Genomic DNA, 24,799 nt, shown 5'->3' on the forward strand with positions numbered 1-24,799 from the left:
TTGCTGATGGGGCGGAGGGGTTGGCGCCAGTCTAGTTAGCGGCCGGCGAGGGAGCCACCGATGCCGCCCACACTGAAGTACTTGTTCAGGGTGGCAAAAACGATGATTGGCGGGAGCATCATCACCACGGCCAGGGCCATGACGGAGGTCCAGTCGGTGGCGTTCTGCTGGAAGAAGGACTGCACGCCCATGGGCAGGGTGAAGATTTCGTTGGAGCGCAGGAACACGATGGCCACCAGGTAGTCGTTCCAGGCCAGGAGGAAGGCGAAGATCGCGGTGGACAGGATGCCGGGCAATGAGTTGCGCAGCACCACTTTGGTGAACGAGCCAAACACCGAGCATCCATCAATCCAGGAGGCTTCCTCGAGGCTGATGGGGATGGAGTCGAAGTAGGCGGCCATCATCCAGGTGGCAACGGTCATGGTGGAGCCAACGTAGATGATGGTGATGCCCAGCAGGTTGTCCACCAGGCCCATCCCTGCGAACAGGATGAACAGCGGAACCACGGACGTGATGATCGGCAGGGACTGCATCACGAAGAGGAGCAGTGAGTAGCCGGAAACTGCCTTGCTGCGGCCGCGGGACAGGACATAGCCTGCCGGTGCTGCCACTGCTACGGAGACCACCACGGTGGAGAGCGTGGTCACCAGGCTGTTTTGCAGCCAGGTAGCGGCCAGGGTTCCGTTGAAGACGTTGGCCAGGTTCTCGAACGTCAGGCCGGTGGCCGTGCTGTTGGGGCCGGGGGTGAAGGCCAGGATCACGGTGACCATGATGGGAATGAGGACGATCGCCGTGATGGCCAGGATCAGGACGAACCGCCACCAGCGTCCGCGCATGCCGGCCTCGGAGAGCACCCGGCGCGGCTTGCCGGTTTCTGTGACGCCCAGTGCCGGGCCGGACTCGGGGTGGGCGTGGAGTACAGCGCTCATTATTCGACGCTCGACTTTCGGATCTGGCGGTACAGGAGGACCGAGATGACCACCAGGGTCATGGTCATGAGGAAGGCGATGGCAACGCCTGGGCCGGTAGCGAAGTCCTGGAAGACCGTGCGGTAGGCAAGGACCACCAGGGAGGTGGTGGCGCTGACGGGTCCGCCGCCAGTAAGCAGGTAGATGGTGGGGAAGTCATTGACGCAGAAGATCGTCATGAGGATCCAGCTGATGTAGGTGGACCGGGCGATCAGCGGCAGGGTGATCTGCGTGAACTGCTGCCATTTGGAGGCGCCGTCCATGCTGGCGGCTTCGTAAACCGTTCCATCCACGGAAGCCAGCGCCGCGGAAATCATCATCATCATGAAGGGGAAAGACACCCACACCTTGAACACCATCACAGTGATGGAGGCAAGCGTTGGATCCGCAAGGAACAGCGGCGTCCCCAGGCCCAGGCTCCGGAAGAGTGCGGGAACCAGGCTGTCCGGGGTGGCCACCAGCCAGTTCCAGGCCGTGGAGGAGACCACAATCGGCACAACCCAAGGCAGGAGCAGGAGAACCTTGAAGGTGTTTCCTGCCGGAATCTTGGTCCGGAGCAGGAGGGCAAGTCCCAGCCCCACCAGCCAGGAGCCGAACACACCCACAATGGTGAACCAGAGGGTGAACTGGGCGGCTTTCCAGAAGGCCGGAGAGGACAGTACGGACGCGAAGTTCTCGCCGCCCACAAAGTTGCCGGTCTGCAGCAGGTCGCCATCGTGGGTTGCCTGGACGGCCGCGTGAATCAAGGGGTAGCCGTGGATCAGGACCAGCAGGACCACGGAGGGGAGCAACAGCCAGAAGAAGGTCCTGGTGGTCTGCGCACTGAGCTTGCTCTTGCGCTTGCCGGGGGAGGCCCCCGAGCCGCCGGGGGCGAGCCCCCGGCGGGCCCGGGAGAGGCCTGACGCTGTGGTGGTGGAAGACATGGGAGGTGCCGTTCTACTTCTTCAGGACTGATTCGAGGCCGGACTGGAAGGTCTGCAGAGCACTCTTGGCGTCCGTGGCTTGGCCGGTGAGGATGGACTGGCTGAACTGGTTCAGTGCCTGGCCACCGTCCAACGCGGCAAGGTTTGCGTTCAGGGTGCTGCCCTGGGAAGCGAAGGTCTTGGCGATCGGCTGCCAGTCCTTGACGATCTTGACGTTGTTGGGATCGTTGGCGAACTCGGGCATTTCCGTGATCGATTTGAAGACCGGCAGTGCGGACATCAGCTTCTGCTTCCACAGTTCCTTGAGCTGGCCCATGTAGTACACAAGGAACTCTTCGGAGGCATCCTGCGAAGGGGTGTTCTTGTACATCATGATGTTGTTCGGGAACACGATGGTGGCTTTGTCGCCGTGGGGGCCGGTCAGGGGATCGGCTACCAGGAGGTCACCGGAGGTGTCACCCACCCGCTGCGGAACGTTGACCTGGAACAAGCCGAATCCTGCCTTGCCGTCCTTCCACTGCGCAGACATGTTGTCCGTGGTGTAGCTGACTGCCGCCGGGTCAACGATTCCGTTGGAGACCAGTTCCCGGACAAACTCAATGGCTTCGACGTTTCGGTCGTTCAGCAGGTCCAGCTCGCCGTTCTTGTTCCAGACGCCGCCGCCGTTGTTGACCATCATCATGATCATGGAGTGGTTGCCGTAGTTGTTGCCCGAACCCGCGCCTGTGGCGAAGCCGAACGCGCCGAGCTTCTTCAGGGCCTTGCCGGCTTCGAGGAGGGACGGCCAGTCCGTGGGGAGGGCAACGTTTGCCTTCTCAAAGAGGGACTTGCGGTACCAGAACACGCGCATGTCCAGCTGCCACGGCACTGCCACGTAGCCCTTGTCCGACTTGAACGGATCCAGGACGCCGGGCAGGAAGTCGTCGAACTGGCCGTTCGACTTCATCTTTTCGATCACTTTGTCCGCGTAGGCAATCTGTCCCTGCTGATCGAACTGGAACGCCTGGAAACCGCCACCTGTGGATACTGCCGGGCCGGTCTTGGACGCGATGGCCGAGGAGAAGGTCTGATAGAAGTTGTTCCACTGGATGATCTGGTAGTTGGCCTTGCTGTTGTTCGCGCCCGCCCAGCCCTCAGCAATCTTCTTGGCGGAATCGTTGTAGGCGGGCGTGGCCCACGGCATGTCCCAGAACTTGATGGCGCCACCGGCACCGCCACCGCCGCCACCCTGGCTGGCGGAACCGCCACCGCAGGCGGCCAGCAGGGGCACGGATGCGGCCGCGGCGGTCAGGCCGAGGAAGCCGCGGCGGGAAAATGCCTTGTTGGCTGCGGGCTGAACATTCATGATGATTCCTTTCGGGACCGGCAACGCGGACTGCGCTGGTAGCCGGTCCAGCTCAACTTTGAGTAGGGCAAACGGATACTGAATGGTTTGTAGTGCGGGTGGTGCGGTGGTTCAGGTAAGGGCGGCTATGGATTCCGTCAACGCCGCGAAGCGGGCCGGATCGGAGGGGGAGGTGCCGGCGTCGAGGTGCTCTTTGAGCCGGCGCCAGGTGCTGCGGTGTGCGGATTCGTAAAGGGTGGGCAGGAGGACGTCGCCTTGCGCGCCGGTGGCCTTGACCGTGGCCGGCCACGCCGCAACGGGTTCGGGCAGCGAAACCGTGACGCCGCCGTCGTCGGTCAATACGGTGATCACTGCCTGCGCCGGGCGGGCGTTGGACACGACGCCCTGCAGTGCCGCCGGCGCGCCATTGGCGAGAACCGCGGTGGCGGTGTAGCCCTGCGGTCCGCGGTGAAGGATGCTGAGGCGGTCCAGCGGACCGGTGAGGCGTACGACGGCGGCAAGATGGTCCGCGAACAGCTCACCCGGGTCTGTGCCCAAGGCCGCCGTGGCTACGCTGTCCAGCATCGCGGCCCGGCCGGCCATGCTGCGCACAGCCTCGGCTGCCGGGACCATGGCGGGATTGGAAGCCCACTTTTGGTCCAGGACCACGACTGCGGCGTTGCCCTGGACGGCTGCCAGGTTTTGCTGCACTGCCTGCAAGGGCCCGGTATCTTCCGGGGCAGGGCTGACCACCACCACCGCGCGGATGCCTGAGGTGATGGCTTCGATCGCTTCGGTCACCCAGCCGGGAGTTCCGTGCAGCACCTGAACATCCGGTACCGAACCGGGGGCGGCCGGAGTGAACGACTCGGGAAGGCTGGCGATGGCAAGTGCTACGGCGCCTGCCTGCTGGGCCTGGACGGTTGCCCCCACCGTGTATGGGCGGTTCATGAGCGCGCTCCAGTGGTTTCGCGGGTTTCCACTGCTGCCACTGTGGCATCCGCAATTGCCAGGGCGAAAGTCAGATCGTCAATCAGTGTCTTGGCTGAAGGCGGCTGCTTTTCCCCGGTAGCCAGGGCTGCAAGTTCACGCCATTCACCCTCGTAGCCGTTGTGGTCGTAGGGACCCAGCACCGTTGCGCGCGTTCCCTGGGAGAGCGTGGCAACCGCTGAGCCTGCCTGCACGTAAGAAGGAGTGAAGTCGATCCGGAGGGCCTCATGGTCCGAGATGGCTTCGAAGCTCCATTCGGGCTTCCACGTGTTGTTCATGGCTGCGCGCAGTTCAATGGAACGGGTGGGTGTGCGCAGGGAGATGACGTAACAGAACGGGCGTACGTGGCGGGCCTGAAGTACCTCTACCTGGTGGAAGTCGGGGGTGAACCGGCGGACCAGCGGGAGGTCGTGGATGGCCAGGCCCATGACGCCGCCACGGAGTGCGCCCTTGATAACGTCCGGATCCGTGTAGTCCGGAGCTGTCCCGGCCGGGCGGGTGATGATCTCGGTGGCGAAGTCTTCAAACCGGGCGTTGGGCGGAAGGACGATCGAGGAGCGGATGGTGTGTGCCGTCTCCGGCAGGTCATCCCAGTTGTCCTGGGCGGCGAGCCAGCCCGGATCGAACGTGTGCATGGCACCCACGATGATCGGTACTCCGGTTTCCTCGCTGACGGCGGAGATGCGGGCAGCTTCCTCGGCGTTCATGGCGAAGGGCTTCTCGCAGAGGACTGCTTTCTTGCCGGCGCGGCAGGCGGCGATGACCTGTTCGGCGTGGAACTGGTGTGGGCTGCAGATGGCCACGATCTCAACGGCGGGATCGCCCAGCAGGGCATCGATGCTGGTGCTGTGCGAGGCACCGACGCGGGCTGCTACGGACTCAGCTACGGCGGGGTCCACGTCCATGATGTGGCGGACGGTGAGGATGTCGCCCAGTCGGGCGAGGGACGGCAAGTGAATGGCTTGGGTGACAGGGCCGGCGCCGAGAATGCCGACACCCAGCGGTGGGGCGGCGTCTGTGTGGCTGGACAAGTTCATTTACCTCTTCGTAAGCGGACCAATGTGCTGCTCATCACAACCTAGGGGGACTTTTGCCGAGCGTCAAGCAAAAGTTGAAATATTCCCGACAAACTTCTGCTGCATGACACGCATAAGCAATCGTGCTTCACTAAAGGCATGACAACCGCCACTGCCCACGACGCCGGGAATGCCTCCGTCCAGGAGTCCGGCAATCTCTCGCGGGCCGGCGATCTCTTCCAACTCCTTCGCGACGGCCAAGCCCGCACACGGGCCGAGCTCGCAGTCACCACCGGACTGGCCCGTTCAACGGTCGCCTCACGCATCGATGCCCTCATCAATTCCGGGCTGGTGGGCCCCGCAGGTGAGGCCAGCTCCAGCGGCGGCAGGCCGCCGTCGCGCTTTGCCTTCAACCCCGCCGCGCGCGTCGTCCTGGCCATCGACGTCGGCGCCACCCACGTGATTGTTGCCGTCACTGACCTCAGCGGCAGCATCCTCGCCGAGCGGCGACTCGCGCAGGAAGTCGCCGACGGACCTGAGGTGGTCCTGGGCCGCGTCGTCTCCGCAGGCCGCGAGCTCCTGGCGGAGGCGGGCCGCGAACCCGGCGACCTCGCCGGTATGGGCATAGGATTGCCCGGACCTGTTGAGCACGACACCGGGCGGCCGGTGAAGCCGCCGATCATGCCCGGATGGGACGGATTCGACGTCGTCACGTACGTTCAGCGCTCGCTGCCGGTTCCCGTGTTGGTGGACAACGACGTCAACATCATGGCCCTCGGCGAACGAACATCCTACTGGCCGGACCACGACAATTTCCTGTTCATCAAGGTCGCCACCGGCATCGGTGCCGGCATCATCAGCAGCGGCCAGCTGCAGCGCGGAGCCAACGGTACGGCCGGCGACCTCGGCCACGTGCGCGTGCCCCGGGGCGACGACGTCCTTTGCCGGTGTGGCAACCACGGCTGCCTCGAGGCGCTCGCCTCAGGTCCCGCCGTCGCGCGTCAACTGCATGCCCAAGGGCTGGAAGCTTCCACCGGTGCTGATGTCCTGCGGCTGGTGGGCGAAGGAAACCTGCAAGCCATCCAGGCATTGCGGCAGGCGGGCCGTGATGTTGGCGATGTGCTGGCCACCGTGGTCAACCTGCTCAATCCGTCCATGATCATCATCGGCGGAAGCGTGGGAGAAGCCGGCGAGCACCTGGTGGCCGGTATCCGGGAAGTGGTCTACCGGCGCTCCCTGCCGCTGGCCACGACGCACCTGCGGATCGGCATCTCCATGGCCGGAGACCGCGCAGCCATCCTTGGCGCCAGCCAGATGGTGACGCAGTACGTGCTTTCCCCGGCCGTGATCGAGTCCACGCTGCAGGCTACGGGCTAAGTCTTGTTTGTGACCGGCCGCCCAGCGCCGGCGTGATAGCAATGAAAGCAATGTCTACTTTCTTCGCTAAAATTCCCCGCGGCTGGCTCATCCTCGCATGCATCGGCCTCATCGCACTCAACATGCGCGGACCCTTTGTGGCTGTGGCGCCCGTGGTGGACTCGTTGCGGCAGGATCTGGGATTCTCGCCTGTTGAGCTGGGGCTGCTCACCGGCATTCCCGTGCTTTGCTTTTCCCTGGCCTCGCCCTTGGCTTCCTTGGCCGGGCGCCGCCTGGGCGCCGAATTCGCGGTAATGCTCACCCTGCTGGGTGTTCTTGCGGGCGTGGTGATCCGATCCAGCGGCGGCAGCGCCTTGGTGATGGCTGGAACGGTGATCATTGGCGTGGCCATCACCATCGGGAATATCGCCGTGCCGCTCATCATCCGGCGTGACTTCGCACCGCGACGCCAGGCCACCGCCATGGGCGTCTACACGGCGGCGCTGAACATCGGATCCTTCCTCACTTCAGTGGCCACAGCGCCGCTGGCTGAGTTGGTGGGCTGGCGCCTCGCATTGGCGGCGAGTGCCCTGTTGGCGTTGGCCGCCATCGTGTTCTGGGTGCCCACTGTTGGTGCTCGCCGCGCGTTGGTACCCGCTGCGGTTCCATTACCCGTCGGTTCCGCGTCCGGTCCCGTTGCGGGTGTCCGCTGGCTGACCGTGGGCCTGACACTCGGCTTCGCCGGCCAGGCCTTTTCCTACTACGGCGTCACCGCGTGGCTGCCGAGTTTTCTCTCCGACGAACTCGCCATGGGCACCGCCCAGGCCGGCGCGGGTTCCTCGCTCTTCCAGATCTTCGCGATCGTGGGCGGCCTGGGCGTGCCACTCTTGGCCCGTTTCGCCAGTACGACGACGGTTGCGGTCACCTTGAGCGCGTTGTGGCTGGCGGTTCCTGTGGGACTGCTGCTGGCTCCCGGCTTGTGGTGGGTGTGGTCCTCGCTGGGCGGGGTGGCCCAAGGCGGTGGCATCACGGTGATCTTCATTGCCATCATCAAGTTCGCCCAATCCCAGGCAGCCGCCGGAAGGATGTCCGCCGTGGTGCAGGGGGTGGGTTACTGCTTTGCTGCCTTGGCTCCCACCATTGTTGGCTACGTGCACAGCGTGACCGACGGCTGGACTGTCCCCCTGCTGGTGATCCTCGGCTCGGTGCTCGCGTTCTGCGTATGCACCACGTTGTCCGTGCGCTGGGTGTCCCGGCAGGGTTAGCCCCGCTGCTGGGCTGCCTCCCCGGCGGTCGGGGTCACTTGTTGCGAAGAGTGCAGGCAGCCCAGCGTCGGGGCTTGATGTGTCGCTTCCTCAGGTCCTGGACCTAGGCTGCGACGAGTTCCTCATTCGTGGCGTCTTCCTTGGCCTCGGTGAGGAAACGGGCGTAGGCCGGGATGGTCAGGAAGGTGGGGAATTCCTCTGCCAGCGTGACTTCCTCGAAGATGGCGCGGGCGTCGGCAAAACGGTCGCCGTCGAACCTCTCCAGGCGGGCGTATTCCTCATCCAACATGTCCTCCACCCACTGCGCGGTGATGATATCGCCGTGGTCCGTGATGGCGTGGGAGTGGATCCACTGCCACAGCTGGGAGCGGGAGATCTCGGCTGTGGCGGCGTCTTCCATGAGGTTGTGGATGGCCACAGCCCCGTTGCCGCGCAGCCAGGACTCGATGTAGCGGATGCCGACCTCGATGTTCAACCGAATCCCGCCCTCGGTGATGGTGCCCTCGGTGCTGGCGATGTCGATCAGCGCGCGGTCATCCGGGGTGACGTCCTCGCGGGAGCGGTCCAACTGGTTGGGCTTGTTGCCCAGCACCTTGTCAAAGACCTCGCGTGCCACGGGCACCAGGTCAGGGTGGGCCACCCAGGAACCATCAAAGCCGTCGTTGGCTTCACGGGTCTTGTCGGCACGGACCTTCTCAAACGACGCGGTGTTGGCGGCCTCGTCCTTCCTGTTCGGGACCGCTGCTGCCATGCCCCCAATAGCCATGGCGCCGCGGCGGTGGCAGGCCCGGACCAACTGCTCGGTGTAGGCCCGCATAAAGGGCTGGGTCATGGTCACCTGGCCACGGTCCGGGAGTACGAAACGCGGGCCACGGGTTCGGAAGTTCTTGATCAGCGAGAAGATGTAGTCCCACCTGCCGGCATTCAAACCGCTCGCGTGGTCCCGCAGTTCGTAGAGGATTTCTTCCATCTCGAAGGCGGCCGTGATGGTTTCGATCAGTACCGTGGCGCGGATGGTGCCCTGCGGGATACCCAGCAGATCCTGCGCCAGGACGAAGATGTCGTTCCACAGCCGGGCTTCGAGGTGGTTCTCGATCTTTGGCAGGTAGAAGTACGGGCCCTTGCCCTGGGCCAGAAGGCGGCGTGCGTTGTGGAAGAAGAACAGCCCGAAGTCCACAATGCCGCCGGCGATCGGCTTCCCGTCAATCAGCATGTGCTTCTCCGGCAGGTGCCAGCCACGCGGACGGACCACCATGGTGGGCAGGTCCTCGGCGGACTTGAGCTTGTACTCCTTGCCCTCGGGGGTTGTGAAATCGATCCGGCGCTCCAGCGCATCGGTCAGGTTCAGCTGGCCCTGGATGACGTTGCGCCACGTCGGCGTGGACGAATCCTCCATGTCAGCCAGCCACACCTTGGCGCCGGAGTTCAACGCATTGATGGTCATCTTCCTATCCACCGGCCCCGTGATCTCAACGCGACGATCTTCCAAACCAGGTGCCGGGGGAGCGACCCGCCACGACGGATCATTGCGGATGCCCTCGGTCTGCGGCAGGAACCGCGGATCCTGGCCCGCTGAAATCTGGTTGCGGCGGGCGTGCCGTGCCTGCATCAGCTCCTGACGACGATCGGCAGTAGCCCGGTGCAGCTTGCCGATGAATTCAAGGGCGTCAGGGGTGAGGACCTCGTTCTGCCGGCAAATGGGCTGCGCGGTGATGGTGATGCCATTGATAGTGAAGTTGTCAGTGAAGCTGTTCATGGGAGTGTCCTTTCGGGCCAAGTGGGTTAGTGGAACTGGCCTTCTTCGGTGGATCCCACCAGGGCCAAAGTGGATGCGTTCGGGTTGAGCGCGGTTGCGATGTCGTCGAAGTAGCCGGTACCGACTTCGCGCTGGTGCTTGGTGGCGGTGTAGCCGCGGGACTCTGAGGCGAATTCCTTTTCCTGGAGCTCGACGTACGCGCTCATGCCTTCACGGGCGTAGCCGTGGGCAAGATCGAACATCGAGTAGTTCAGGGCGTGGAAGCCGGCCAGGGTGATGAACTGGAAGGTGAAGCCCATGGCACCGAGTTCACGCTGGAACTTGGCGATAGTGGTGTCGTCCAGGTGCTTGCGCCAGTTGAAGGACGGGGAGCAGTTGTAGGAGAGCATCTGGTCCGGGAACTCGGCCTTCACCGATTCGGCAAACTTACGGGCAAGTTCCAGGTCCGGGGTGCCGGTCTCCATCCAGATGAGGTCGGAGTACGGTGCGTAGGCCTTGGCGCGGGCGATGCAGGGTTCGATTCCGTTGCGGACCTTGTAGAAGCCCTCGGCGGTGCGAACCGGCTGTCCACCTTCGCGGAGGATGAATTCCTGGTCGCGCTCGTCAACGTCGGACGTGATCAGGGTTGCTGCTTCGGCGTCGGTGCGGGCGATGACCACCGTGGGGGTGTCGGCGACGTCGGCTGCCAGGCGCGCTGCGTTCAGGGTCCGGATGTGCTGCTGGGTGGGGATGAGGACCTTGCCGCCCAGGTGGCCACACTTCTTTTCGGAAGCGAGCTGATCTTCCCAGTGAACGCCCGAGGCGCCGGCGGTGATCATGGATTTCATGAGTTCGTAGGCGTTGAGCGGGCCACCGAAACCGGCTTCGGCATCGGCGACGATCGGGACCAGCCAGTCGTCAACTGTCTTGACGCCCTCGGCGTACTCGATCTGGTCTGCGCGGAGCAGGGCGTTGTTGATGCGGCGGACAACCTGCGGTACCGAGTTTGCCGGGTACAGGGACTGGTCCGGGTAGGTCTGGCCCGAGAGGTTGGCGTCAGCGGCAACCTGCCAACCGGACAGGTAGATGGCGCGGAGGCCGGCCTTGACCTGCTGAACGGCCTGGTTTCCGGTGAGTGCGCCGAGGGCGTTGGTGTAGCCGCCAGTGGGAGCTTCTTCGGTCAGTTGCTTCCAGAGCTTCTCCGAACCGCGGCGGGCCAAGGTGTGCTCTTCGGAGACGCGACCGCGGAGGCGGACGACGTCGGTGGCCGAGTAATCACGGGTGACGCCCTCCCACCGCGGGTTGGCGGACCATTCAAGTTCCAGCTCTGCTGCCTGCTGCTCGGCGGAACGTTCTGCTGGTTCAAACGATGCGGTCATTGCATGTCTCCTTGATGGGTGCCCGGGCCGGCCTCTGTTGCGCCTTTGCGGCATCGGCCGGCTTGTCCGGGGTCTGTATTTCTTTTTCGTAAGACCTACTTTTCTGCACTTCCAAGGGGGTTACTAGAGGAAAACCATGGAAAGAAATGCACTTCTTCGCGTATTCTCAAGAAATGTCGCCTTCAAGCTGGAATCGTGAAGTAGTGTCGCCGTCGTCGTCGCCTGCGTCCCCCGAACTGGATGTGATCAGCCTGGGCCGCCGCGTGCGGCATCTCCGCAAGCAGGCCGGGCTGACGCTGGACGACTTGAGTGCTGCCGTCGGGACCGCGCCCAGCCAGCTGAGCCTGATCGAAAACGGCAAGCGCGAACCTAAACTGGGGCTGCTGCAGCAGCTGGCAGCGTCCCTCAATGTGAGCATCGACCAGTTGCTGGGGGCGGAGCCACCGAGCCGCCGCGCGGCCCTGGAAATCGAGCTTGAAAGGTACCAGCGCGGACCGCTGTATGAATCTTTGAATCTCCCCAGAATCCGCATCAGCTCGCGGCTTCCGCTGGAAGTCCTCGAATCGCAGGTGGGTCTGCTCCATGAGCTGGAGCGCAAACTCAACGAGCAGGCCGCGACGCCGGAAGAAGCCCGCCGCGCGAACGGCGAACTGCGTGCCATGATGCGGGAGCGCGGCAACTACTTCCCGGAGTATGAAGCCGAGGCGCAAAAGGTCCTTAAGGGCGTTGGCTACACCACCGGGCCGCTGAGCCAGCACGTGATCGCGGACATCGCCGAAAACCTGGGTTTCTCCCTGCATCACGTGGGGGATTTGCCGCACTCGACGCGCTCGGTGACCGACTTGAAGAACCGCAGAATTTATCTCACGCAGAACCAGCGGCAGGACCACGATCCCCGATCCGTGCTGCTCCAGGCGCTGGGGCACTACGTTCTGGGGCATGAGACGCCGCGCAATTATGGTGACTTCCTGGCACAACGGGTTGCCACCAACTACTTTGCCGCGGCACTGCTTCTACCTGAACACGCCACCCTTGAATTCCTGCAGAAGGCCAAAGCGGCCAAGGAAATTGCGGTGGAGGACATCCGGGACGCCTTTGCCGTGTCCTACGAAACGGCCGCGCACCGCTTCACCAACCTGGCCACCCAGCACCTGGGCATCACCACGCACTTCCAGAAGACCCACCAGTCCGGCATCATCTACAAGGCCTATGAGAACGATGGCGTGAACTTCCCGCAGGACCACACCGGGGCAATCGAGGGCCAGCCATCGTGCAAGGCTTGGACCTCCCGGGCAGTGTTCGATGTGCCGGACAAGTTCAGTGCCTACAGCCAGTACACGGACACACCCTCGGGCACCTACTGGTGTACTGCCCGCACCGAACGCTCGGCCGCCGGGGAGTTTTCCCTGAGCATTGGCGTGCCGTACCAGCATGTGAAGTGGTTCCGTGGCCGGGAGACCACGGCGCGGGCCACGTCCAACTGCCCGGACCCGAATTGCTGCAAACGGCCTCCGGCTGCCTTGGCGAACGAGTGGGCCGGCAACGCGTGGCCCTCCGCGCGGGCCCACTCGCACCTGCTGGCCGCCATGCCCCCGGGTGCCTTCCCGGGCGTGGACGAGACCGAGGTGTACAGCTTCCTGGCGGCCCACTCCGAACGCTGACGCCGTGGATTGGACGCTCTCTCACATCCCGACGCTTTCTGCGGGTTGCTCTCTCACATCCCGACGCTTTCTGCGGGTTGCTCTCTCACGTCCCTACGCTTTTGGCGGGTTGCGCTCTCACATCCCGCGGGCTCTCCTGGCGGACCAGGCGGGCCACCAGCACCGCAGCGGCTTCCACCACCTCGTCGGCGTCCCGTTTAGTGGCGCTCAAAGCCACTTCCTGCCCCGACACCGTCACGATGTCCGTGATGACGGCGATGGTGAGCCGCCCCAACGTGTCGTCACTTGCGCCCAGGAGCACGGAGTTCTGCCGAACCCACTCGCGTCCGCGTTCCCTGCGCAGAACTTCGAAGCCCGGGGGAGTGTCGCCTTCAATGAAGACCCGTTCCAGGCCCCTGTGCTTCCAGGTGTAGTCGAAGTAGCTGCGGCTGCCCACGTTGAACAGCGCCAAGGGGCTCACTTCGCCCGCATTGCGGGCCTTCGCCACTGCTGCGGCCACCAGGCGCTCGTGCTCGTTTTGGTAGTCATCCCAGAGGGCTAGGAAGAGCTCCGTCTTCCCACCGAAGTGGTGGTAGAGGCTGCCGACGCTGGACCCCGCGCGGGTCACAATGTCGGAGATGCTGGCATCTGTGAAGCCATGTTCAACAAAAACCGAGGCCGCCGCGTCGAGAAGTTTTCGCTGGGTGGCTGCGGTGCGGGTCCATTGCCAGGAACCGGGATGGGTGGCGACTTCGGACGTTTTGCGGACCATCGGTAAGCTCCTCTCGCTGGCGGCAACGTTGAACGGGGTGTCGGCAGGCTTGTTTTTGGAATCCTACTCCCGGGCTTGTCCACATAGCCATCAGACATCCTTGACGATCATTGCTGGCTAGGGAAATAATTCTGGAAAGCGGTTCTAGAAATAGTTATTGCAGCATGTAACCAAATGCTGCGATTTTTGACGCCGAACGCCCCGAAACCCGGGTGCCGTTTTCACCGTCGGGCTGCAACTGGTTGAATCGCTGTATAGCGCCAACTGGTCGCAGCCAAACAAGCCAGAGAGGAACGCGGCCTGATGTCCGTTTCAAGCAAGTCGTCCGGGATCACGTCGAACAGGTGGTTCAAGCCTGTCGTCGTCACTGCAGGGGCTTTGGTGGTGGCACTCATCCTGGTGCTGGTGGCGCAATGGCTCCGGACCCTGCAGCCGGTGCAGCAGTTCCTGGTGGACTACCCCGGGCACTCGGCCATTCCTGAAGGCACTCCTACTGGCTTCCCCGCCTGGCTGGGGTGGCAGCACTTCCTCAATATGTTCTTCATTGTGTTGATCATCCGTTCCGGCTGGCAGGTCCGCACCACCACGCGCCCGGCCGCCCATTGGACACGGAACAACAAGGGCCTCATCAAAACCAAGAACCCACCCTCCAAGATCAGCCTGGACCTTTGGTTCCACCTGACATTGGATGCATTGTGGGTCCTGAACGGCATCATCTTCATTGTGCTGCTGTTCGCCACGGGCCAGTGGCTGAGGATTGTGCCCACAAGTTGGGACGTCTTCCCCAATGCCATCTCGGCCGGCCTGCAGTACGCGTCGCTGAACTGGCCTGTTGAAAACGGTTGGAACAACTACAACAGCCTCCAACTGCTGACGTACTTCATCACGGTTTTCATCGCCGCGCCGCTGGCCATCATCACCGGCATCCGGATGTCCGGTGCATGGCCCAAGAAGGCAGCGATCAACAAGTTCTACCCGATCGAACTGGCCCGCAAGATCCATTTCCCGGTGATGATCTACTTCGTGGCCTTCGTGATAGTTCACGTGACCCTGGTGCTGGCTACCGGCGCGTTGAACAACCTGAACCACATGTACGCGGCCAACAATGACTACAGCTGGTGGGGCTTCGGCATCTTCGCAGCATCCATCGTGTTCACGGCGGCTGCATGGTTCCTGGCACGCCCCCTGTTCCTCCGCCCCATCGCCTCACTGATGGGCAAGGTCTCGCGCTAGCCTCCACACAAAGAAAGCAGCCGCCTCGGAAGTGCTTCCGGGGCGGCTGCTTTCGCAGGTGCAGCAGGTGCTAGGACAGAGCGCCGCCTTGCCACAGAGCATCAAAGGGAGCGCCGGAGGACACCCGGTTCTTGATGCCGGCAGTCACGAAGGCCTTCGCAGTCCGCGCGGCTTCCAGGGGCGACGCTCCCTTGGCGAGCTCGGCAGTCACGGCGGCGGCCAGCGAGCAGCCGGCACCGGATACAGCGACCTCGCCAACCTTCGGCGCGCGCAGGACTTCCAGCGTCTGGCCGTCGTAGTAGACGTCGACGGCGTCCGGGCCTTCCAGCCGCACGCCGCCCTTGGCGAGGACTGCTGCTCCGCTGATCTCGTGGATGCGGATGGCAGCAGCCTTCAGCGATTCTTCGTCCGTGATGGTGAGCCCGGACAGCGATTCGGCTTCAAAGTGGTTCGGCGTCACGAAGGTAGCCAGCGGCAGGATCTGGGCCTTCAGCGCCTGATCGGTATCCAGCGCGTGTCCTGGTTCCTGGCCCTTGCAGATCAGCACCGGGTCCAGCACCACGTGCTTGAACGAGCCGTCAGTCAGCGCCTTTTCCACGGTACTGATGGTTGCCGGGCTTCCCAGCATGCCGATCTTCACTGTGTCCAACACCGAAGGGGCGCCTGAAGCGGCACCATAGGCCGCCGTCGTGGCTTCCAATTGGTCGGCAATGACTTGCTGGTCCGCCGGCACGAAGCGGTGGTTCCAGTTGTCCTTCGGGTCGAAGGACACGATGCACGTGAGGTTCGCGATGCCGAACACACCGAGTTCCTGGAAGGTCTTGAGGTCCGCCTGCGCGCCGGCGCCACCGGTCGCCTCGGAGCCGGCGATGGTGAGTGCAATGGCAGGGGCAACGGCTGAAGTCATGGTTTCCATTTTGCCAGTTGGCCGGCCGTACGCCCATTCCGTCCCAAGGGGGCTACCTATGCAGTGTCCGGAAACATGAAGGGCGAATATGCGTGACCGCCCGGTCGCCCGCAATTGCGAGACCCTGGCTGAGGCAGCGATGCCCCAGCCAGAGTGCGATTCCTAGCAGTTACGCACGTAAGTCACTGTTGGGTAGATGTACTGCCCAATACGGACAATGCCCGTTGGCCCAGGAGGAACGCAGTAGTACTCGAATCCCGAGTCTTGCAGGTAGGGATCCCAGAACTCGACCCGGACCTCTACGTTCCCGGATCCGCAGTGGTTGTAAACCCCGGATGCTTCGTACCACTGCTGATTCCAGCCGCATTGGTACGACGCCGCCTGTGCCGGGCTGGCGAGTCCAGCTGCCAATGCCACAGTCACACCGGCCGTTGCGATGATTCTCTTCAATTTCATGATTTCCCCAATCGTCACTTTGAAAGTGGGCATTCCACCGGGGTGAGACGCCTACCGGCAATTTACAGGGAGAAGACAAGCCAGAATTGGCGAATTTTGACTTTCCTGTGCTGGGGAACTGTGATATCGATTGGCCTCTCGCCCCGGGCAAGTTGTCCTCTTCGTTGGTACACGGCAACTTCAGGGTTGAGTGTGAGAGGTCGGCGGAAGGAGGCGCTGGTTGTTGGTCCGGGCCAGACCTAAAGGCCACGCCACGGCTAAGCCAACTGCGGCTATGGGGATAAGCCCGATGATCATGGAGGCGAGCGTAATGGACAGTATGTAGCTGGCATGACGTGGGTTTGTGCCCAAGGACGGGATCATCCAGAAAAGGAAGAATGCAACATCGGCAACGAGGACGCCAACTAGAAGTCCTTTCCAGCCCAAAACAACGCAATCCCTGTAATCGTATGGCCAGAACGTCCACGTAGTACTCGAACTCATCGCTTTGCCTTGGCCAGATGGTTGAGCGCGCCGGCCAGCGATGGGTGCTGAAACGCGAACCCGGCGTCGAGCAGTTTCCTGGGCTCCACCCACCGGCTTTTGAGCACCAGCTCGGTCTGGGTCCGGATCAGGACCGCGCCAGCCTCGAGCAGCCAAGCGGGCGTAGGGATGCCGAAAGGGACTCTCATGCTCTGACGGACCATGGCCATCAGCTCGCGGTTGTCCACAGGATAGGGCGTCGCGGCATTGACGGGTCCGCTCAACTCAGGGCTGGCGTGGATAAAAAGCACGGTTCGGAACAAGTCCTCCACATGGATCCAACTGAACTTCTGCGTACCCGGGCCCATGTGCCCACCCAGGCCAAGCCTTACCAGATTGCGCAGGGGTCCCATCACACCACCCGCACCCAGGACGATCGCAATCCGCAGCGGCAATTTGCGGGTGCCAGGCGCATCAGCAGCCGCCAACTCGTCCTCCCAGGCCCGGGCTACGTCTACGGAGAATCCGCTGCCCAACTCGCCCGAAAGCTCGGACTGTGGGCGGTCCTCAGCATGCCGGTAGATGGTTCCCGTGCTGGAATTGATCCACGTCCTGGGCGGTTCGGCGCACGCGGCCAGGGCGCGCCCCAACGTCCGCGTCGTCAGAACCCGGGAGTCCAGAATTTCCCGCCGATGCCGCTCGTCGTAGCGGCAGTTCACGGACCGTCCGGCGAGGTTCACCAGTAGTTCGGCGCCGTTCAGCGCTTTGGTGACGGCGCCGTCGTCGTTCCATTGAGCGTCCGCCCCAGCGTCCCGCCCGACGGTACGCACCTGCCACCCCTCTTCAAGAAACCGCCGCTTGAAGTAGCTGCCGATGAATCCCGTAGCACCGGCGATCACCACTGTCCGGGGCATTATGCGTCCTCCTTGACGGCGCGGACCAGCCCCAGGACGTCGTCGAATACCTTACTGACGCCGGGGATCCTTGCGAGCGACAAACCGCGCGCCAGGAGTGGCGCGGCGCCATCGATCAGCCTGCGCGTTCGGCGTTGCGCGCTGGAGGTGTCGTAGACCCAAAACATCGTGACACCCATGTATGCGAGCCACAGCAATTCGGGCAGATCGGCGCGCAGCTTTTTCGCGACGGCGGGGGAGGAGCCGTCGACGGCGGATCGAAAGATCGCGAGCGAGGCCTCGCGGGCGGCGGTGGACGCCTCGCCGAACGGGTTGACGGGCGACGACGGCCTGATCGCCGTCGCAATGAAATCGGAACCGAACTGGTGGTACGGCGCCATGACGTCGACGCCGGTGTGCAGCACGGCTTTAAGCCGCCCGCCCAGATCCTGGACGCCCTCCAGTGCTTTGGCCGCGACCACCGCATGCTGGACCTGGACCTGGACATACAGCTCGTGGACCAGCTCGTCCTTGGACGCGAAGTAGTAGTAGGCGTTGCCCACCGAGACACCTGCTTCCTGGGCGATGGCACGCATGGTGGTTTGCTCAAAGCCGATCTCGCGGAACATCTTCAGTGCGACGTCTACGATCTGACGACGGGTCTGCTCGCTCTTGGCTGCCATGGAACATCCTTTGCTTTTGAACACGTTCAAGAAAGAGTCTTGCACATTTCTGAACGCGTTCAAAACCTCGGGGGTGGGGGTGGGATGTGAGAGAGGGATGGGGGGATGGGGGTGGGATGTGAGAGAGGGATGGGGGAAAGGGGGTGGGATGTGAGAGAGGGGCGCGGGGTGGGAGAATGGAACCGGTGCCGGGCCCGTGCCCCACCACCCCAGTGCTAATACAGCGGGGCGACTCACGCAAAAGCGCCTGCGCAAACCACTAAGAAATGGATGACCCATGCCCTCGCCCTCCGGCTCCAGCACGCTGAGCAAGCCTGCACCCCGCTTCGCCTCGATTGGCTCCCCGTACTTCGGCATCATGCTGGCCGTCATGGCCGTGGTGCTGATCCTGTCCAATATCGGCGCTTCCAAGGGTGTGGTGCTGGGCCCCATCATCACTGACGGCGGGTTCTTCCTGTTCCCCCTCGCCTACATTCTGGGCGATGTGATGAGCGAGGTGTACGGCTTCAAAGTTGCCCGCAAGGCGATCATCACGTCGTTCGCATTGAGCGTGTTCGCATCCCTTTGCTACTGGATCATCATCGCTCTGCCCGGCTTCAATGATGACTACGGAACGTCCAAGCAGGCAGCAATCGAAGGCGCCTTGGGCCCCGTTCCGCAGATTGTGCTGGCCTCGCTGTTGGCCTTCCTTGTGGGCCAGACCATCAACTCGTGGATCCTGGTGAAGATGAAGCAACGCACGGGTGAGAAGTCCCTGTGGGCGCGCCTGGTGAGCTCGTCCGTTGTGGGCGAATTCGTGGACACCCTGATCTTCTGCAGCATCGCGGCGTCAGTGATTGGCGTGACGGATGCCGGCTCGTTCGTCAACTACGTTCTGGTCGGTTTCCTCTACAAGACCGCCGTGGAGATCCTGTTCGTCCCCATCACTGTGCTTGTGGTGGGCTGGATCAAGAAGCGCGAGCCCAGCTACGGGGTAGCCGCAGCCTAGGAGTAGTACCGGCCCAGCGTCTCCGCCTTGAACTCGAAGAAGTCCCCGGCTTCGATGGCCAGGCGCGCGTCGTCCACCATCTTCACCACGAAGCGCTCGTTGTGGATGGAGATCAGCGTTGCCGAGAGCATTTCCTTGGCCTTGAACAGGTGGTGGATGTACGCGCGCGAGTAATTTACGCACGTGTAGCAGTCACAGCCATCCTGCAGAGGTCCGAAATCGGTCTTGTAGCGCGCCCCGGACAGGTTGAATCGCCCAAAGGGTGTGTAGAACGCGGAGTTCCTGGCTACACGGGTGGGGGAGACGCAGTCAAAAGTGTCCGCACCGTTCTCGATCGCCGTGAAGATATCGTCCGGTTCGGAGATGCCCAACAGGTGCCGGGGCTTGTTCTCCGGCAGTTCCTCGTTGCACCAGCGCACAATGGTGCCCAGGTTTTCCTTCTCCAGCGCCCCGCCGATCCCGTACCCGTCAAAGGGCATGGCGCCGAGGTCCTGGCAGGCCTTGCGGCGAAGGTCCTCGTACTGGGCGCCCTGAATCACGCCGAACAACGCCTGGTACGGCTTGCCCACGCGGGACGCAGTCAGGGACGCGTGCTCCTCAATGCAACGGAGCGCCCACAGCCGGGTCCGCTCCAGCGACTCTTCCTGGTAGCCCCGCGAGTTCTGCAGCGTGGTGAGCTCATCAAAGGCGAACATGATGTCCGCACCGATCTGGTGCTGGACCTGCATGGAGATCTCGGGCGAGAACCGGTGCTTGTCGCCATTCAGATGCGACTTGAACCAGACACCGTCGTCATCGATGTGCGCCAACCGTTCCTTGCCCGGAGCCACAGCGTCATCCGGCCCGGAACTGTCCACATTCTTCATGTCGATCACTTTTTTGAACCCGGAGCCCAAGCTCATCACCTGGAAACCACCGGAGTCAGTGAAGGTGGGCCCCTGCCAGTTCATGAAAGCACCCAGCCCGCCCGCGGCGTCCAGGATGTCCGGCCCGGGCTGCAGGTACAGGTGGTAGGCGTTGGCCAGCACGGCCTGCGCGCCAAGATCCGCAATGGACTCGGGCAGCACGGCTTTGACCGTGGCTTTGGTTCCGACGGCGATGAATGCGGGCGTCTGGATGGTTCCGTGCGGCGTGGTAATGGTTCCGGTCCGGCCCAGGAACGCGCCTCCGTTGGCATCCACTTGCGCGTCCGACGGCGAACACGTGCCGGTCAGGCGTTTGCCCACCTCGAACGAGAAGGCGGATTGCCTGTCCGCCAGCCCTGGTGGAGCAGGCACGGGCGAGGGCACATAGGAAGAAGGGGCAGACGCGGGGGAAACAGAAGCTGGCACGCTACCAAGTGTGCCAGCTTTCCAGGATTGTCCGGGTGGCGGAAGCTCAGGAGGAGTAGTTGGATTCCTTCCAGCTGTCCCACGAGGACCTGATGTCCGCAAGGGTGTGGGCCCCCAGATCGTAGGTGGAGGCAATCACCATGGACCCGCCGTCGGGCCTCTTGTCCGGAATCGGGAGTTGCTCCGCCACGATCAGCAGGCCGTCGCCGTGGTCGGCGTAGCTGTGGACGGTGAGGCCAACCTGGTGCCTGCTTTTGAACCAGACTTTTCCCGAGATCTTCTCTCCCGTGGACAGTGTGAGCGAATACTCCTCTCCAACGGGCGGCAATTCTCCCAGCCCCAGCTTCTCGATGGCAGGTCCATCTTTGCCGGGAAGGGACAGGAAGTGCGTCCTGCGATGCCCGTGCGGGTGGCGCTCCAGTGCGAATCGCAGCTGGTGGAGGAACGTGAGCCACCCCTGGGTGATGTCCTCGTCCCATTCAGCCCACTCGGAATCGTGGTCAAGGGCTGCCCGGGTGATCCGAACTTCGGTGCCGCCTGACACGGGGTGCAGTTCAAAGACGTCACCACCGTTGACGGTCAGGCTGGTGTGATCGGGGCCCTCCACCACGTCCGTGGTGAAGTAGATCTGTTTGATTTCGTCGGCGAGGTCATCGGCTTCCCAGCCGTGCCATTGGGCAACCAGCGACGGTTCACGCAGCATATTCCAAACCTGCTGCGCGTCGGCATTCACTACAACGCTCAGATTGTTCGTCATGGCCCCGAATCTACCGCCGTTCGTGCCCGCGCAACAGGCCTGCGCGGGCACTGGCGAGCGTCAGGCGCGCACCGACTCCAACTCGTTGCCAATCCTGCGGGCAAGCTCGTCTTCGTCGATGGTTTTGGAGCCACCATGGGCGCGCAGGAACATCAGCGCTTCGAGTCGCAGGAAACGCCAATCCCGCTCGGCCTCGTGGTTGCCGTTGTCGATCGCGCGGAAGATTTCCTTGTCGTACAGGTTGGGCTCGTTGAGTGAGCGCTGGCGCACCCGGGCGTTGATCCGTGCCTTGAACGGGTCTTCTTCTTGGGACTCGGGCGCGCGGAGCAGTTTCTCGTACACGGCCGCGCGTCCGGTCTGGCCGGCTTCCCGGCAAATGAAGCTTGACAGCGCCAGAGCCCGCTCGATCGACGCCCAACGGTCCAGGTTCCCATCGAAGGGCAGCACATTCAGCAGGTCCGCGACCGCCAAGGCATGGTCCGGGTCGCGGAGCACGATGCACAGGTTAAACGCAAGGTCGCTCAGGTCCCGCAAGCAACTGCCGGACTTGGTGTTGATCCCCTTGGCGAGCCTGTCGGCCAGGATCTGCACGCCGTTCTTGCCCTTGTGGTTGGCCGCCGCAGCGTTCACCACGGCTTCCGGCGTGCCGTCCGGCTCGGGGATCAGCGCGAGCTCTTCGGCACTGGGTCCGGTATGCGCCGGAGGGGTCTGAGGACGCGGAGGTACGACGACGGCGGGTCCGGCGGGTGCCTCGGCATCGCCTTCCGCGGAGGTGCTGGGGTCAGCGTCGCTTGTGTTGGTGCTGCCGGGGTCAGCGCTGTTGGGAGCGACGTCGCCCACGGGAACGCTGGACCCAACCGCGATCCGCACCGTGCCGCCGTCGGCCATGGTCGCCAGCAGCAAAGCGGGGACACCAAAATCGTCGTCCTCAACGGCAATCCCACGGATTTCCACCGCCGGTCCGTCCCCGGGCGGGAACACGAAATCCCCGGGCCGCAGGTCCCCAGCCTGCTTTTCTCTGTACTGCTGTGTGGCTGGGCTGTGAGTCATCGGAAATCCTTTGGTTCTCGTGGGGTCCGCCGTCCAGTCTACAAAGATCGGCTGATGCAGAAGCCGGGACCCGCTAGAGAACCACCCCTGAAAAAGCCAAGGCCTGGCGCACCAGGTTGCCGCGTCCGCCTTCGAATTCCTGCTGGACGTTCTCGCCCAGGACTTCCTGGGGAGTCATCCACGTCAATTCCAAAGCGTCTTGGCGGGGCTCGCATTCTCCGGTCACGGGAATGACGTACACCAGGGAGACGGCGTGCTGCCGATCGTCGGTGAAGCCTGTCTGTGACGGCGCCGGGAAGTACTCGGCCACGGTGAAGGGCACTGGGCTGATGGGCAGCTGCGGGAAAGCCAGGGGACCCAGATCCTTTTCCATGTGCCGCAGGAGCGCCGCCCGGATGGTCTCGCGGTAGAGGACGCGTCCTGAGACGAGGTAACGCACCATGTTGCCGTCGGCGTCGCCCTGAAGGAGTGTGCCCACTTCATTGACGTAACCCAGCGGGTCCAGCCTGACCGGAACTGCCTCCACGTAAACCATGGGGAGACGGGCGCGGGCCTCGAAGAGATCTTCGTCGGAAAGCCAGCCGGGATACGGGTCAGGTGTACGTACGCTCATGGTTAAGTTCTACCGCATCCCCGCCGGAAGTTCCGTGGAGGCCCTGCCGGGTTCAGGGTACTTACGCTCTTGGCGGTATTCCCGGCGAAGGGTTTGACTCCGTTGTGGACCGGAGGCAGGCGAGCCGAAAAGTTTCTTTCCAGATGCTGTAACCACGCCCCCGCTCCCGGAAACAAGACGTATGAGCGGGACACCACCGCTCGGAACTCCATGGGGGAAGGACCCGACAATGAAATACCGCCAATCCGGACAAGCCAGGAACGCTGCACTGGTATCGCTGACCTTGGCACTGATGCTGTCAGCGTGCACTCCTCCCGCTCCGGATGCCGGGGCTCCTGCTGCGGCCGCTCCGCCCTCTGTGGTTGTTGACGAAGCTGTGGTTGTTGACGAAGCTGCGGTTGGTGAAGGAGCCGGACTGCCGATGGCAACGCCATCCGAAACGCCCCCAGCTCCGGCAGCACCCGAGGTACCCGTTCAGCCGGTCCTGGAAATTCAGGAAAACCCCGTTCAGGAAAACCCCGTTCAGGAATACCCCGTCCAGGAGAAACCCGCACCGCCCGCCATCCCGGTCGCGGATGTTCCGGCGGTTCCGACGCCGGCGAGCCCTGCCCCGACCAGCCCTGCACCTGTAACCCCCACCATCCCGCCGTCTGAGGCCGTTGCTCCCATCCCGCCGTCGCAGCCTTCCACACCGCACGTGTCACCGAACTACCCGGAGATCGGCACCTACACCTTCCCGGATGGGCACATCTCCTTCGACGTTCCGTCGGGTTGGGCCATACAAGCTGAAGTCCCTGCGGTGATGCCCGGGGACGATTATCCGTACGACGACCACTACGCCATTGTCCACATCTTCGATGACAACGGGCACAACGTGGCAGACATCCAAAGCGGTGTGGCAGGTGGAGTGGTGGGCGGTCCGGTGAGCCGTACCATCGTCGATTCGCAGAAACTCACGTCTTTTGACAGCGCCCGTGGCGCGTCCTGGTTCGCCGTGTTCCGCGACGACTACCCCTTCACCCCGGCGGAAACCCGTTACTTTGTGGGCGTTGTTCCGGAGACGCTGATGACCGAAGGGCCGGACAGTACCTCCGCCGCAAGCTTCCTCATCATGGGCAACGGAGGCGCAACAGCCTCTGCAAACATCAACCCGTTCATGACCCAGGAGGAAGCGGAAACCTGGATGAAGTCAGCGCAGTTCGCCAAGCTCAAGGCCATGCTCACCAGCCTGCATTACGCGGACTAGCCTTCGACGACGGGTTTTTCGACCACAGGCCTTTCGACCACAGGCCTTTCGGCCACAAGCCTTTCGACGACGATCGACGCCGGCGCCGCGCCTCCCGCGGCGTCGGGGTTTGCCACGTACAGCAGGCCCTCGCTGATCCGGGCCTCCACCCCCGCCCCGGTCACGTTGTCCAGCAGGGGTTCCAGGCCGCCGTCGTACTCAAATGCCAGGGCGCCGCTGGTGCCTTCCGCTCCGTGGATGATCCGCAGGACGCCGCCGTTCTTTGTGGTGAAAGTGGCTGACTCGTCGTCCTCGGTCCGCGGCCGGGCGCCGATACCGCGGAGCACAGCGGCAGACAGCTCCACGTGCGGGCTGATCCATGTGGCGACGACGGTCAAGGCGCCACCGGCCCCGGACACCGCAGCTGTGGCCCACGTACCATCCGCAGCCCGCGTGGCAGGGAAGGCGAAGAACTCGAAGCCGTCGTCGGCCGAGATGCGGGCGGTGGTGGCATCGGGGGTCTCGTGGATGTCTGCCCGCGTGCCGGCTTCCACCGTGCGCCGGACGAACTCGTCCACATCACCTACCTCAACACTGAAGAGCGTGGAGCCGTCCAAGGGATGGCCGTGTTCCACATGGGCCAGCGCCAGGCGCCCTGAGCCGGCGTCGAATTCCTGCCATTCACCGTGGTCAACGGTCTTCACCAGGCCCAGTGCCCGCAGGATGGTGCCCCAATCGTCCGGGCGGGAGGTGTAGTGGATGGGGCGGGCTCGCAACATGGGGTCTCCTGGTGGGTATTCGGATCCTTCTCCAAGCCTAAGCCGGGGTCAAAG

At 63.4% G+C, this 24,799-nt stretch carries 23 protein-coding genes; 6 read left to right on the forward strand and 17 right to left on the reverse strand.

What is annotated here, in order from left to right:
• Positions 1-35 precede the first annotated feature (35 nt).
• From JOE60_RS03110 to JOE60_RS03130, 5 genes are all read right to left on the reverse strand, one after another.
• Entirely contained in the window at positions 36-929 is an 894-nt protein-coding gene (locus JOE60_RS03110) for a carbohydrate ABC transporter permease (RefSeq protein ID WP_167265101.1), read from the reverse strand.
• On the reverse strand, positions 929-1,891 hold the full coding sequence (locus tag JOE60_RS03115) for a carbohydrate ABC transporter permease (protein ID WP_167265100.1): 963 nt from the start codon (positions 1,889-1,891) through the stop codon (positions 929-931). The genes JOE60_RS03110 and JOE60_RS03115 overlap by 1 nt, the downstream gene beginning before the upstream one ends.
• A gap of 13 nt (positions 1,892-1,904) precedes the next feature.
• A complete protein-coding gene (locus JOE60_RS03120) occupies positions 1,905-3,236 on the reverse strand; it encodes an ABC transporter substrate-binding protein (protein ID WP_167265099.1) in 1,332 nt (443 codons plus the stop codon).
• Positions 3,237-3,347: 111 nt separating this feature from the next.
• A complete protein-coding gene (locus tag JOE60_RS03125) occupies positions 3,348-4,166 on the reverse strand; it encodes a hypothetical protein (RefSeq protein WP_167265098.1) in 819 nt (272 codons plus the stop codon).
• A complete protein-coding gene (locus JOE60_RS03130; RefSeq protein ID WP_167265097.1) occupies positions 4,163-5,242 on the reverse strand; it encodes a Gfo/Idh/MocA family protein in 1,080 nt (359 codons plus the stop codon). The genes JOE60_RS03125 and JOE60_RS03130 overlap by 4 nt, the downstream gene beginning before the upstream one ends.
• Before the next feature lie 138 nt (positions 5,243-5,380).
• Between JOE60_RS03130 and JOE60_RS03135 the strand changes: the two genes are divergently transcribed.
• The gene (locus JOE60_RS03135) at positions 5,381-6,598 is read left to right on the forward strand and encodes an ROK family transcriptional regulator (RefSeq protein ID WP_167265096.1); all 1,218 of its coding nucleotides are present in this window, start codon (positions 5,381-5,383) and stop codon (positions 6,596-6,598) included.
• A 50-nt stretch (positions 6,599-6,648) separates the two neighbouring features.
• A complete protein-coding gene (locus JOE60_RS03140; RefSeq protein ID WP_167265095.1) occupies positions 6,649-7,842 on the forward strand; it encodes an MFS transporter in 1,194 nt (397 codons plus the stop codon).
• Between the two features lie 103 nt (positions 7,843-7,945).
• On the opposite strand, the gene aceB is transcribed toward JOE60_RS03140, so the two are convergent.
• Both aceB and aceA read right to left on the reverse strand, forming a co-directional pair.
• On the reverse strand, positions 7,946-9,598 hold the full coding sequence (gene aceB / locus JOE60_RS03145; RefSeq protein WP_167265094.1) for a malate synthase A: 1,653 nt from the start codon (positions 9,596-9,598) through the stop codon (positions 7,946-7,948).
• 26 nt (positions 9,599-9,624) lie between these two features.
• Positions 9,625-10,956, reverse strand: coding sequence for an isocitrate lyase (gene aceA / locus JOE60_RS03150; RefSeq protein WP_167265093.1), 1,332 nt, complete (start codon positions 10,954-10,956; stop codon positions 9,625-9,627).
• Positions 10,957-11,102: 146 nt separating this feature from the next.
• On the opposite strand from aceA, the gene JOE60_RS03155 reads away from it, so the two are divergent.
• Entirely contained in the window at positions 11,103-12,617 is a 1,515-nt protein-coding gene (locus JOE60_RS03155; protein WP_167265092.1) for an XRE family transcriptional regulator, read from the forward strand.
• 85 nt (positions 12,618-12,702) lie between these two features.
• Here the strand turns inward: JOE60_RS03155 and JOE60_RS03160 are convergent, their stop codons facing one another.
• Positions 12,703-13,368 carry a TetR/AcrR family transcriptional regulator gene (locus JOE60_RS03160; protein WP_167265091.1) on the reverse strand — a complete coding sequence of 222 codons (666 nt, stop codon included), beginning with the start codon at positions 13,366-13,368 and terminating at the stop codon, positions 12,703-12,705.
• Positions 13,369-13,671: 303 nt separating this feature from the next.
• Here JOE60_RS03160 and JOE60_RS03165 point away from each other — a divergent pair, with 303 nt between their 5' ends.
• Complete coding sequence (locus tag JOE60_RS03165) at positions 13,672-14,601, forward strand: cytochrome b/b6 domain-containing protein (protein WP_167265090.1); 930 nt, start codon at positions 13,672-13,674, stop codon at positions 14,599-14,601.
• A gap of 70 nt (positions 14,602-14,671) precedes the next feature.
• On the opposite strand, the gene JOE60_RS03170 is transcribed toward JOE60_RS03165, so the two are convergent.
• The 4 genes from JOE60_RS03170 to JOE60_RS03185 all read right to left on the reverse strand — a co-directional run bounded on the left by JOE60_RS03170 (position 14,672) and on the right by JOE60_RS03185 (position 18,002).
• Positions 14,672-15,508 (reverse strand): hydroxymethylpyrimidine/phosphomethylpyrimidine kinase, encoded by an 837-nt coding sequence (locus tag JOE60_RS03170; RefSeq protein ID WP_420851371.1) that lies wholly within the window; start codon positions 15,506-15,508, stop codon positions 14,672-14,674.
• 162 nt (positions 15,509-15,670) lie between these two features.
• Positions 15,671-15,964, reverse strand: coding sequence for a DUF6355 family natural product biosynthesis protein (locus JOE60_RS03175; RefSeq protein ID WP_167265088.1), 294 nt, complete (start codon positions 15,962-15,964; stop codon positions 15,671-15,673).
• A 479-nt stretch (positions 15,965-16,443) separates the two neighbouring features.
• Positions 16,444-17,343: a TIGR01777 family oxidoreductase gene (locus tag JOE60_RS03180; RefSeq protein WP_167265702.1), complete on the reverse strand. Its 900-nt coding sequence runs from the start codon at positions 17,341-17,343 to the stop codon at positions 16,444-16,446.
• Entirely contained in the window at positions 17,340-18,002 is a 663-nt protein-coding gene (locus JOE60_RS03185) for a TetR/AcrR family transcriptional regulator (RefSeq protein WP_167265087.1), read from the reverse strand. The genes JOE60_RS03180 and JOE60_RS03185 overlap by 4 nt, the downstream gene beginning before the upstream one ends.
• A 277-nt stretch (positions 18,003-18,279) precedes the next feature.
• Between JOE60_RS03185 and JOE60_RS03190 the strand changes: the two genes are divergently transcribed.
• Positions 18,280-18,990 (forward strand): queuosine precursor transporter, encoded by a 711-nt coding sequence (locus JOE60_RS03190; protein WP_167265086.1) that lies wholly within the window; start codon positions 18,280-18,282, stop codon positions 18,988-18,990.
• Here the strand turns inward: JOE60_RS03190 and tgt are convergent.
• The 4 genes from tgt to JOE60_RS03210 form a co-directional block, all read right to left on the reverse strand.
• Positions 18,987-20,279, reverse strand: coding sequence for a tRNA guanosine(34) transglycosylase Tgt (gene tgt / locus JOE60_RS03195; protein ID WP_420851407.1), 1,293 nt, complete (start codon positions 20,277-20,279; stop codon positions 18,987-18,989). The two genes, JOE60_RS03190 and tgt, sit on opposite strands and share 4 nt — an antisense overlap.
• A gap of 88 nt (positions 20,280-20,367) precedes the next feature.
• Positions 20,368-21,078, reverse strand: coding sequence for an SRPBCC family protein (locus JOE60_RS03200; RefSeq protein WP_167265085.1), 711 nt, complete (start codon positions 21,076-21,078; stop codon positions 20,368-20,370).
• 60 nt (positions 21,079-21,138) lie between these two features.
• Positions 21,139-22,128 carry a DUF6707 family protein gene (locus tag JOE60_RS03205; protein WP_167265084.1) on the reverse strand — a complete coding sequence of 330 codons (990 nt, stop codon included), beginning with the start codon at positions 22,126-22,128 and terminating at the stop codon, positions 21,139-21,141.
• A gap of 73 nt (positions 22,129-22,201) precedes the next feature.
• Positions 22,202-22,741, reverse strand: a complete 540-nt coding sequence (locus tag JOE60_RS03210) for an NUDIX hydrolase family protein (protein WP_167265083.1) — start codon at positions 22,739-22,741, stop codon at positions 22,202-22,204.
• A gap of 229 nt (positions 22,742-22,970) precedes the next feature.
• Here JOE60_RS03210 and JOE60_RS03215 point away from each other — a divergent pair, with 229 nt between their 5' ends.
• Complete coding sequence (locus JOE60_RS03215) at positions 22,971-23,987, forward strand: hypothetical protein (RefSeq protein WP_167265082.1); 1,017 nt, start codon at positions 22,971-22,973, stop codon at positions 23,985-23,987.
• Here JOE60_RS03215 and JOE60_RS03220 read toward each other — a convergent pair.
• The gene (locus JOE60_RS03220) at positions 23,984-24,745 is read right to left on the reverse strand and encodes a hypothetical protein (protein ID WP_167265081.1); all 762 of its coding nucleotides are present in this window, start codon (positions 24,743-24,745) and stop codon (positions 23,984-23,986) included. The two genes, JOE60_RS03215 and JOE60_RS03220, sit on opposite strands and share 4 nt — an antisense overlap.
• Between the last annotated feature and the right edge of the window lie 54 nt (positions 24,746-24,799).

Origin of the sequence: Paenarthrobacter ilicis, assembly GCF_016907545.1 — a bacterium.
Lineage (GTDB): Bacteria > Actinomycetota > Actinomycetes > Actinomycetales > Micrococcaceae > Arthrobacter > Arthrobacter ilicis.